A 10,924-nucleotide genomic window follows, 5' to 3' on the forward strand; every position below is an offset into this window, starting at 1 on the left:
TCTCTTCTAATTCGACCTTCTACAGCCCAAAACGTTTAATAATAAATTATTAATCTTTCTTAGGCTCTGTTGCCAATACCATTTTGACCTTCAATCTGTTGGCAATATCCATTACCGAAATTACATTCTGGATAGGCACTGTACTGTCTGCATAAAGCATAACGGTCAATTCCTCACCAGTAGCAATATTGGATTGGATATAAGATTCCAGGTTCTCCAATGGAATAGCTTGTTTGTCCACATGGTAAACCAGATCACTCGTGATCGAGATCGTCATGGTCTTCTTAGCCACCGACTGCTCCCCAGCACTGGACTTTGGTAAAAGCAATTTTACCACCTGTGGGTTAGATACTGCCGAAGCCAACAGGAAGAACAACATCAGGAAGAACATGATGTCATTCAGGGCAGCTGTATGTACTTCTGCAGCGGGTTTATTTCTTCTATTACGTAAATTCATTTTTAGCCTTTCAATGATGGACCAGGTCTAGCTTACATGCTAGGCTCATCCAATAAATCGATAAATTCAATTGCATCAGTCTCAATGCGCAAGATCAAGCGCTCTACCATCATGTTCAGGATATGGTAACCGATATAAGCCAAGATACCAATGGTCAGACCCGAAGCCGATGCGATCATCTTCACATAAAGACCTCCAGATACCGAACCAATATCGATACCACCGGCCATCTCTACATCACGGAAGATCTGGATTACCCCAAAGATCGTTCCTACGAAACCTAACATGGGAGCAATACCGGCAATGATACCCAAGATATTGATGTTTTTCTCCAAACGAGAAACTTCCAATTTTCCTTGGTTTTCAATCGCGCCTTCAATATCCTTGATCGGACGACCTACACGTGTCAAACCTTTCTGCAACATTCTTGATAATGCCGAGTTGTTGGAACGACAAGCAGCCATAGCAGCATCGATTTTTCCGGACAATACACTGCTCTTTACAGAAGCTAATAATCCGCCTTCGGATTTACTGGCTTTGCGAATGGTAATGTATCGTTCAAAAAAGATGACCAATCCCAAGAAAAATAACAATAAGATTGGAATCATAATCCACCCACCCTTCATCAGAAGTTCAAGCAGGTTAAGGTTGTCTGTTGTAGCTAATGCTACCGGTTGTTGTTGTACTTGATTCAAGGTATCAACGATTGCAGGGTTTTGTACTAATGACATAGTTTATTAACGTATTTTGTGCTGTTTGATTGATTTACTTGTTTATTTTTTGATGCCAAGCATCCGCAACATAATGTTTCCTCACGTATTTCAGGGCAGAATCCGCCTGTTCTTTTGTTTCATAAGAATCCCAGATCACTTTCTTCTTGTTATGTGCAAGGTTGCTCGGAATTACCCGTACAGATTCTATTCCCGCCTTGTTAAATGACTCCGCCTGTTCATAGGCCTGAGCCAAAGTAGCATGCGTTCCTATAACGATCTGATAAGTGTGATTTGCAGGGATCAAAGGATTGTACACCTTCTTACCTGTACTTGTATTTGCTGTACTGTCTACCGTAGTAGCCGTCGCCGTACCGCTTGTATCCACAGGTTTTGCAACGGAGGTGTCAGGTTCTACGATACCGGCATTCAAAACGCTATCTTCCTTCTCCTCTGTTTTGCCTGAGCTGTTTGTATGGTTGACATAAAACAAACCAGCAATGACTACAATAGCCAAGACCGCAGCCCAAATATACCATTTTGATTTACCAGTGCTCTGAGGCTCCTCATAAACCTCTGGTACGACTTCCTGTTCTGCCACAGCGACTACCGGCTCTTCAACGATCTCTTCTTTTTCTTCCTCTTTTGGCAATTCCGCTTCAGGCTCTGGGGTCGTAGGTTCAACTAAGTCCACCTGTTCAGGGACCGGACTCGCTGCTCCTTCTATCGGCTGCAATTGGAATCCGCTCAGATCCTCAGCTTTAAACACCAGAGATGAGCCATGCTTGATCAATTGCCCCAAATGGTTCAAGGTCACCGATCCATTCTCTTTAATGGTTTCCAACAGATTCAATACGGCATCATGCACGTCAGCCTCTGCCGATTGTCTAGAGGTTTGTTTCGACTGTTGGATGTAATCTATAAAATCAACACCATCAGTAGATTTCCCGTCAAATTCCAAATATGTCACTGGAGGCAAATACACTCCGCGGCGATCATCATATACAGAAGGCGTGTGAATGCGTTTGAAAACTCCCAAACCCTTCACATACACCTCGTTTCTATGCTTTAATAGCTGATGAATGTATCTTCCTAAATCCATTTATTCCTTTGCTGCTGCAAATTTAAAGTTTGTTATATTAAAACGAAAAATTTAGACCACCTAAAATGTTGAAACCTAATTTAGGATAGTATAAATAACGTTGGTATTCTGTATTCAACATATTATTTGCCTTTACAAAAACACCTAGGTATTTCGTTGCTTTATATTCTGCTCCAGCGCTCAGATCAAAGAACGATGGAATGGTTTCCTTTTTATATGGGTTGCCATCAGGCACACCATTTAAGTAAGTGAACTCTTGAGCATAGGCGTTTCCGTGGAACAATGCCTCTGCATCAATGAACAATTTCTCAGAAATATTGAATCTAGCATTTGCCGCTAAACGCATTTTCGGCATATGCCAAGCCTCTTCCTGCTCCACCATGGTATATTGATCAATATTCAGACGACCACCCAAGTTCACCAATGAAGATAACCTCACATTGATCTCTCCTTCGATTCCCACATGCTTAACCGCATCGTCTCCATTTCCATCATAAACCAGATCAAAGTTGAACGGAGTCTCCATATTGTTCACGAACATGGCCATGCTTTCTACTTTTCTGTAGAAACCTTTTACCTTATATCCAAATGTCGCACCGGCATTACCCTTGATACCACCATAGATATTCATACGCTCCACTGTATTTTGGATGTTGGCATTTGGACCTAGATATGGGTTGATGCGTGTAAAATCACGGAACGAACCTTTTTCTACATTTCCTGTAACCCCTCCAAAGATGTAGAAGTACTCAGGCGCTAAAGCAAAATCAACTTCTGCTTCTGGGAATACGTTGAACCTAGAGTTATCGCCAAATTCAGAAACGATATTTGCTCCCAAGGTAATGTTGTAGTTATCTCCCTTGAAACGGATATACGGATTGATCGAAGCAATCGAGTTATTTAATTTTCCGCTTGAGGTGTTTACTCCCTTAAGACCGTTATAGTCCAAGGCCACATTCGCACCTGCGTTAAATGCACGGTAGCGTTTGTTCAAGTAACCTGATAACGCAACGGAATTTTCACCAGCCTCAAATTTATCCTTATAGGTATAGGCATCCGCCTTTACCGAGTAGCTTAATGCATCCTCATTCGCAGGATCATAATTGCTGGTCAACTCTCCACTGAAGTAAATATCATTGAATCGCTGTGCCTCACGGGTCGGATTGATGGTAGATCCATCTTGGTTAGTTGGAATACCATAAAAGCGGGTCCCATAACCATTGTAGCCAATTAATCCATCCAAAGTAAACTTAGGTAAGATACGGCGACCAAAAATACCGATCTCCTGTCTCGAGAATTTCTGGTCTTCCAAATTTCCTTTTTGGCTTAGGTGTTTTGCGAACCCACCAAAACGGATGTCTTCGTAATCTTCCACTGCAAAGTAAGCTTCACCCAAGATGGTATTGAAGTTACCCGCACCAAACTTCACATAATTACTCTTATGGTCCATGATTCTAGAAAATGGAGTTTCCATGATCTGTAATTCACTAAGGCCCGTATTGATGTCTAATTTTTTGTCAGGAACATTGCCATAGTTTAATTTAGGCATATATTCTCTTTTGTTTGACATGTCAGGACTACGACGGATTTTTACTGCATCAGCAAGAATAGGTCTATAATCACGAACGATATCAAATGAATCCAATGTTACGGGACGGTCGGTGGTATCTCTTTTTTGAGCATATGCCCCTACACCCATCCCCAACATTAAGGTTAATATAGCAGATTGTTTAAAAACAGTATTCAACTTCATCTTTTCCTATTCTTATTTAATTTTTTCCAATAATTGTTTCGCTTCATCCAAAATACCATCTTCTGTGTTCTCATAATTGTCGATTACACTTTCCAATGTTGATTTAGCTTGGAATTTATCGCCCTTACCCTCATAAGCCTGAGCCATTACAATAAATCCTTTCGCTACCCAATAGTCATATGAAGAGAAGGAATCAGATATATCCAGTGCAGATTTGATTGCACCATCGTAATTTTTATTTTTCAATTGTTGTTCCGCAACCAAGAATCTCGCTTCAGCGCCAGTCTCTGTTTTAGATTTCAAGGCAGCCAGGTTCAATTCTTTCATACCCTCAGACCCTTTTGAAGTAGATAGGTATGCTTTTGCAGCATAGAGATGTGCTTTTGCGATATCCTCTTCTGAAGATTTCTCGTACTTCTTGATGATATTCGCATAGGTCAATGTCTCTGCATAATCACCCATGTTGTAGTAACTTACCAATAGGTTGTTTACTGCCCATCCGTAGTTCTCCTTGTATTCTGAAGTCAACTCCAATTTCTTCAACACCTGTACAGCTTCATTGTAAGCTTTATTTCTCAAGTGTAGTTTAGAAACCGAGATCAAGGTACGCTCTGTATAGGCCGAAGTCCAATCATTCATGATGATATTGAAATCATGCATTGCCTCGGTATCCTTGCCTAGGTTCGCGTTACTTTCTGCACGGATAAAACGAGCATGTTTCTCTTGAATAGGTTTAGGGAATTTATCAAAGTATGCATTCACTGCTTCTACAGCTGCTTGCCAGTTACCACGGTCAAACAAGGTGCGCGCAATAGAGAAAGTATGAGAATCTTGTTCAGCTGTACTTAGGTCACCGATATTAGTGCTTGTAGCATAACGGATATATCCCGAAGCATCCCCTTTATCCAAATAGATGTTTTCGATAGATGCCAATGCTTGTTTAGCCTCATCCGTAGTAGGATATTGGTTTACCACACGTTGGAAAGTAGCTAATGCCGCATCGTTATCATCCTTGTTATATTGTACCAGACCGATCGTTGTCAATGCTCTAGGAACGTATGAACTTCTTGGGTATTGCTCAACCATTTTTTGCAGACCATCGATCGCACGGTCATGATCACCCATTAAGAAATAAGTATAAGGGATTTCAAATGCCACATCATCCGCATAGTTCGATTTTGGATATTTCGCCATTACCGAATTCAAGGTTGAAATCTTACCATTATTATCCCCCTGAAGACCTAACAGGATACCTTTTTGGAACAAAGCATAGTCCTGACTCTGCGCTCCAGAAGCGATCAAACGATCATAATAGTTTGCTGCCTTGCTGTAGTTTTTGATAGCTAAGTACGAGTCAGCTGCACGTGCCATCGCATCGTTTCTGGTATTCAGGTCGATGCCATCTTTTCCGCCACCGGCTAGGAAACGCTCGAAGTAATTTGCAGCCGTACTATAATTGTCTGCTCTAAAGGCAGCATATGCTAAAGCATAATTTGCATAATTGTAAACCTCTGTTTTTCTAGCTGCCGGCAATTGCAAGAATTTATTGAATGCAGCTACAGATTCTTTATACTTACGGACCTCATACATCGCTTCTGCTTTCCAATAGGTCGCCAATGCATAGATTTCTTCATCATTGCGGTTAGCTTCAGAACGCATGAACATAGAAATGGCATTTTCAAATGCACGCTCATTGTAGTATTCCAATCCGCGGTAGTAAGTTACTTTTTGGTATGCAGCATTTGCATCTTTACCTCTATTAGGCAAGTCTTCCAAAACATCCACCGCAGCACGGTAGTTTTTAGTGCTTAATAAAACCTCTGCCAATAAGGTCTTCGCCTCTTCTTGGCGCTTTGACCTTGGGTAAGTCTGCATGTACTCATTGATCGCATCCAAGGCTACTTGGTGAAACTCTAGATCATAGGACAGTTTTGCATAGTTGAACAAACCTTCTTCTTTTAATTGTGGATCAAAATCTAATTTTGAAGCTCTGAAGAATGCGTTCCGTGCGCTTTGCTTATTGCCTGTCTTCAAGAATGCATCCCCTAATGTGATCATGGCACTTTGGAAATAGGCATCCGGTTCTTCCAATTTCTCTAATTCAGAGATAGCTTTTTCGTACTCGCCTAATTTATAGTTGATATAACCGATTTGGTAGCTATCTTGATTGTTTTGGGTCTTACCTTGGTCTTGTGCTTGGAACCTATCGTAAAAGTCTTTCGATTTCTCCAAGTCACCTTTGATGAAATAGGTTGCTGCGATGATGCGCAACATCTCTGTCTCACTTTCCTGCTTAGTGGTTTCTAGCTTAGGCAATGCATAACTCAATACATCATCATAACGCTTATCCAAGAAGTACAAGGCTGTGATATAATATGGATAACTGTTCTCATAAGTTTTTGATCCTTCCAGACGCTCAAACTCATTTAGTGCAGTTTTATATTCTTGGTTTAAATAGCTTAGGTAAGCCGAATAATAGATAGAAGCCTCTTGGTACTGTCCCCTTAGATCTTTCAGTTCGTTGAAAACAGGTCTAGCAGCCTCATAGTCTCCCGTCATAAATTTTGCATAGGCCAATTTGAAACGGTATTCGGTATTCTCCGCTCCTGCTAAATTCTTACTGTCAATCTTTTCAAACCATTCAATGGCTTTTGGATAGTCTTTTTGAGCATAATAGGACTTTCCGATCTGGAAATAGGCTGCTTTGGAATTTGCACTTGCTGGATAATCTTTTATGTATTTCAAGAAGCGGCTCTCAGCATCTGTTTCTCCCAACTCTAAAGCACAAACAGCTTGATAAAATCGAACATTCTCTTTGAGTAAGCTTAATTCCTTCGTTTCGTCCAACTGAAGTGATGATTTCGTCCTGATCTCCTCAAACTTATCAAATTGTTTTGCAGCAGAACTGAACTTCCCTCTTTCATACAACTCCAGCCCATCCTTGTAGGCTTTATTCACCTCTTGCCATGCAGAATGTTGCGCCAATACCGGTGTACTCAATAAGCTCATCGCCACACCTAACTGGTAAATTTTTTTATACATATGATTGAATACTCCTTAAAATGAATGCGTCAGTATTTTTATTGAAAATCGTGCTGTAACACCTTGACAAGATGGTACAAGCCTTCAACCTACGAAATTAATGGATAACTTCAATGTTTTCCTCAAAAGTTGTTAACAACTGTGGATAACCTGAGCTATTTAACTTTATTTAACATTAGGTTGGGAAGTGAGATTTGAGATGTGAGATATAAGACATTTTTACTAAACGAAAGTGCTAAAACTTTAGTTTTTATGCTGCGTTTTCATCGACACGTTCCAAAATCTTTTTCAGCAAAATACTATCTGTTTTCCCTGATTAATTCCTGACCAATCAAGTTCAAAAGTTGTTCCAACATCAATAATTTTTGAATAAAGTTTTAAACAATACATTCACAAAAAAAAGAAGCTTGAAATCACATGATTTCAAGCTTCTTTTCTGTTTTTTATCTATTATAGCTAGATTTCTATCTCATATCTCAAATCTAACCTCTCAAATCTCTTACCCCCTCTTCCCTGCCAACAAATACAGAACGGCCATTCTCACGGCTACTCCGTTTTCTACTTGGTCTAGGATGATGGAATGACTGCTATCCGCTACATCCGAGGTAATTTCCACCCCACGGTTGATTGGTCCAGGGTGCATGATGACGATTTCCTTATCCAATGAATCCAAGATCTGTTTGTTCAAACCGTACAACATGGAATATTCACGCAATGAAGGGAAGTAAGCAATATCCTGACGCTCCAACTGGATCCGCAACATATTAGCTACATCACACCAGTTCAAAGCTTTCATGAGGTCATGCTCAACCTTCACGCCAAGGGAGGTAATATATTTTGGAATCAAGGTAGTTGGTCCACAGACCATCACCTCAGCTCCTTGTTTCTGTAAACAAAGAATATTGGACAATGCTACCCTAGAGTGAAGGATATCTCCAATAATGGCGATTTTTTTTCCTTCAACCCCACCTAATCGCTCACGGATAGAAAATGAATCCAATAAAGCTTGGGTAGGATGTTCATGGGCACCGTCTCCAGCGTTCACGATCTGGGCATCCACATGTTTGCTCAAGAAAACACCGGCACCTGCATAAGGATGGCGCATCACGATCATGTCCACTTTCATGGCCAAGATATTGTTCACCGTATCGATGAGCGTTTCACCCTTACTTACCGAAGAAGAGGATGCTGCAAAATTGACGATATCGGCAGACAGGCGCTTTTCAGCTAATTCAAAAGAAAGACGGGTACGGGTTGAGTTCTCAAAGAACACATTGGCAATGGTAATATCACGTAAAGAAGGCACCTTTTTGATTGGTCGGTTCAGTACTTCTTTGAAATTTGCAGCCGTATCCAAGATCAATTGGATATCGTTGCTATTTAAATCCTTGATACCTAATAAATGGCGGGTACTAAGTTGTTCAGATGTTGACATTTGTTAAACAATAAAATCTTTCTATTTCTTTTCGGTGATCAACACAATACTATCGTTATCATCCACCTCTTTCCAGCTTACAATTACTTTTTGCGAATCAATGGAGTCGACCTGTATACCTATATAGTCCGGTTGGATAGGAATCTGTCTCGAAAAACGACGGTCTACCAAGACCATTAATTCAATTCTGTTCGCCCTACCAAATGCTTGGATCGCATCCATCGCAGAACGGATAGTCCTTCCGGTCCAAAGTACATCATCAACCAAGATGACATCCTTGCCCTCTATAATAAAATCAATTACCGTACTGTTCGCAGCTAATGGACTGGCTCCTTTCATCCTGAAATCATCACGATAGAAAGTAATATCCAAAATACCCAATGGCACTTGAACTCCGGTCATTCCTTTGATTTCCTGTACTAATCTTTCAGCTAAATAGGTACCTCGAGGTTGAATTCCAATGATTACAGCGTTGGAGAAATCTCCATGGTTTTCAATTAATTGTTGAGACAATCGCTTGAGCGTAATCTGAAACTTCGGTCCATCTAATAATATCGATTGTTTCATCTATGGATTTATTTAGGCAAACTTAAGGCATTTTTTCCAAAAATCGTAATCTAAGCCACATTGGATTGGAAAAAATAAGGCAGCGTAAGATGGTTTAGTTGATGCAGGATGCAAAGGATGTTTTGAACCAGGATGGAAGTGATAAGAGGATGGGCCAAGATCGGGGAATGAACCAGGATGGAAAGGATGAGAGGATAGACCAAGATCTTAAAATAACATTGGCACTTATAACCATATTTGGACGCATTTCTGAAGAGGCGTATCGAATACGGCCGCTGCTAATGTCCTGTCATCGTTAACCGAAGGTTAACGAACTGTACGCCATTGCAGGCTTTATACTCATCAAGAGATTAGCCCTATACATTTAAACCAGGATATCATCAACAAACTACCAATGAACATGTTAGTTAGAACTGTGTCTGTAGTCTTTCAGGCCCATATTTATTTATCAGAAGGATATTTTTATCCGCCATACATCCCCAGCGGTGATGAATTATTTTAACAATGGTTTTAAACAATATAGGGTTAATGCAAAAACGATGTTCGATTAATCGAACATCGTTTTTGCGCGACCTCCAGGCTAACGTGCCATGTTTGCTAAAATAATGGAACCCCGATAGGGTTCTATATTTAAAAATAAAAGCGCTAATTTATTTTCATTGCCAACATGCTGTCATCACCTTCCAATAAATTTAGCCCAAATTTTTAATTCTCTCTACAAAAAAGGATGGCCATCTTTTCAGACAGCCATCTTTATTTTAAACTCTCATAATTTTATCTATCGCTCATACCAAAATATCTTGACACAAATGAATCATTAATCTTTTGATTTGGGTAACTTTTGGACAAGTATTCAATAGACTCCTTAGGCAATAAAGTTATCCTAATATCAACCTTCATTTCTGCGTCCAAATAGCTCATTAATTGATTTTGTGAATACGTTCCAAGAATGGAAACCATTCTATACGACCCAATAAATAGCTTTCCAGAATTAGGATAATATTGAAAAGATGCCGGCATAAACATCATTAAATATTCACGGTTACTTACTTGGTATTGTTTAATTATTTCTTTCTTATAACTAGGATCAAGAACAAACCATTCCCCACCGTTAATCCTAGCTTCATAAGTTACAATCCCATTGCTATAATATTGTTGGATATCTCCTACATTAATAAAAACTTCTGCAGTAGTAGAAGAATAGGTAGAATAACCTGGAGTCCAAGTTGTGGAATAAACAGAACATGCATCACAATTTCTAGAATAATCAAAGTACTCTTTAATTAAGACCCGTTTCTGTAGAGTTGAATTTCCTTTTAAAGAAATTGGTGATCCCCAACCATTACTTGTTAATGGTCCATAAAAATCCATTTTTGAAAGATCAATATAGAAGTCTCCAATATTTCCGGAATAATAACTTGGAATACCATTTCCGCTTAGAATAGTATTACCATTTGTCCCATTAGTACCATTTAAGCCATCTGCCCCATTTTGTCCATTTTGACCGTTCTGACCATTAAGTCCATCCTTTCCATTTAATTCTATCGCTGTTCCCCAATTCCCAGATTTTTTAGGACCAAAAAGCTTTTTAGAATTTAAATTCAGGTAAAAATCACCGTCTTTCCCAATTGCACTGCTAGGATCGGTCGTGCCACTTAAAATGGTACTTCCGTTTTCACCTTTAATCCCTTGGGATCCTGCAGCACCAGGAAGACCTTGTTCACCTTGAGGACCTTGAGCACCTTCTTTTTCACAGGCAGAAAAACTTAATAATAGAGCAATGCAGATCGCATTAAATACTAATTTCATATGATTAATAATTATGTTTGATTTGCCGCAAAAGTAGCCATACAGACAT

The 10,924-nt window shown here is 39.8% G+C and carries 8 protein-coding genes; all 8 read right to left on the reverse strand.

All coding sequences use genetic code 11. The annotated features are described in order from the left end of the window. Positions 1–49: 49 nt before the first annotated feature. Positions 50–457 (reverse strand): biopolymer transporter ExbD, encoded by a 408-nt coding sequence (locus NLF99_RS15685; protein WP_185213453.1) that lies wholly within the window; start codon positions 455–457, stop codon positions 50–52. 32 nt (positions 458–489) lie between these two features. Further along, positions 490–1,188, reverse strand: coding sequence for a MotA/TolQ/ExbB proton channel family protein (locus NLF99_RS15690; RefSeq protein WP_185213452.1), 699 nt, complete (start codon positions 1,186–1,188; stop codon positions 490–492). Between the two features lie 34 nt (positions 1,189–1,222). After that, complete coding sequence (locus NLF99_RS15695) at positions 1,223–2,269, reverse strand: hypothetical protein (protein WP_254529479.1); 1,047 nt, start codon at positions 2,267–2,269, stop codon at positions 1,223–1,225. 37 nt (positions 2,270–2,306) lie between these two features. Then, positions 2,307–4,022, reverse strand: a complete 1,716-nt coding sequence (locus NLF99_RS15700) for a TonB-dependent receptor (protein ID WP_254529480.1) — start codon at positions 4,020–4,022, stop codon at positions 2,307–2,309. 12 nt (positions 4,023–4,034) lie between these two features. Then, a complete protein-coding gene (locus tag NLF99_RS15705) occupies positions 4,035–7,064 on the reverse strand; it encodes a tetratricopeptide repeat protein (protein WP_254529481.1) in 3,030 nt (1,009 codons plus the stop codon). Between the two features lie 499 nt (positions 7,065–7,563). Next, complete coding sequence (locus NLF99_RS15710) at positions 7,564–8,499, reverse strand: aspartate carbamoyltransferase catalytic subunit (protein ID WP_185213448.1); 936 nt, start codon at positions 8,497–8,499, stop codon at positions 7,564–7,566. Positions 8,500–8,520: 21 nt separating this feature from the next. Next, positions 8,521–9,066 (reverse strand): bifunctional pyr operon transcriptional regulator/uracil phosphoribosyltransferase PyrR, encoded by a 546-nt coding sequence (gene pyrR / locus NLF99_RS15715; protein WP_185213447.1) that lies wholly within the window; start codon positions 9,064–9,066, stop codon positions 8,521–8,523. Positions 9,067–9,840: 774 nt separating this feature from the next. Beyond that, on the reverse strand, positions 9,841–10,875 hold the full coding sequence (locus tag NLF99_RS15720) for a collagen-like protein (protein WP_254529482.1): 1,035 nt from the start codon (positions 10,873–10,875) through the stop codon (positions 9,841–9,843). Positions 10,876–10,924: the final 49 nt, after the last annotated feature.

This window comes from Sphingobacterium sp. LZ11T8, assembly GCF_024261425.1.
Lineage (GTDB): Bacteria > Bacteroidota > Bacteroidia > Sphingobacteriales > Sphingobacteriaceae > Sphingobacterium.

What these genes read in the sequence shown, in the direction of transcription:
- NLF99_RS15710 (WP_185213448.1), bottom strand. Translation starts at nt 8,499, where the DNA reads ATGTCAACATCTGAACAACTTAGTACCCGCCATTTATTAGGTATCAAG.
- NLF99_RS15720 (WP_254529482.1), bottom strand. Translation starts at nt 10,875, where the DNA reads ATGAAATTAGTATTTAATGCGATCTGCATTGCTCTATTATTAAGTTTT.
- NLF99_RS15685 (WP_185213453.1), bottom strand. Translation starts at nt 457, where the DNA reads ATGAATTTACGTAATAGAAGAAATAAACCCGCTGCAGAAGTACATACA.
- NLF99_RS15705 (WP_254529481.1), bottom strand. Translation starts at nt 7,064, where the DNA reads ATGTATAAAAAAATTTACCAGTTAGGTGTGGCGATGAGCTTATTGAGT.
- NLF99_RS15700 (WP_254529480.1), bottom strand. Translation starts at nt 4,022, where the DNA reads ATGAAGTTGAATACTGTTTTTAAACAATCTGCTATATTAACCTTAATG.
- pyrR (WP_185213447.1), bottom strand. Translation starts at nt 9,066, where the DNA reads ATGAAACAATCGATATTATTAGATGGACCGAAGTTTCAGATTACGCTC.
- NLF99_RS15690 (WP_185213452.1), bottom strand. Translation starts at nt 1,188, where the DNA reads ATGTCATTAGTACAAAACCCTGCAATCGTTGATACCTTGAATCAAGTA.
- NLF99_RS15695 (WP_254529479.1), bottom strand. Translation starts at nt 2,269, where the DNA reads ATGGATTTAGGAAGATACATTCATCAGCTATTAAAGCATAGAAACGAG.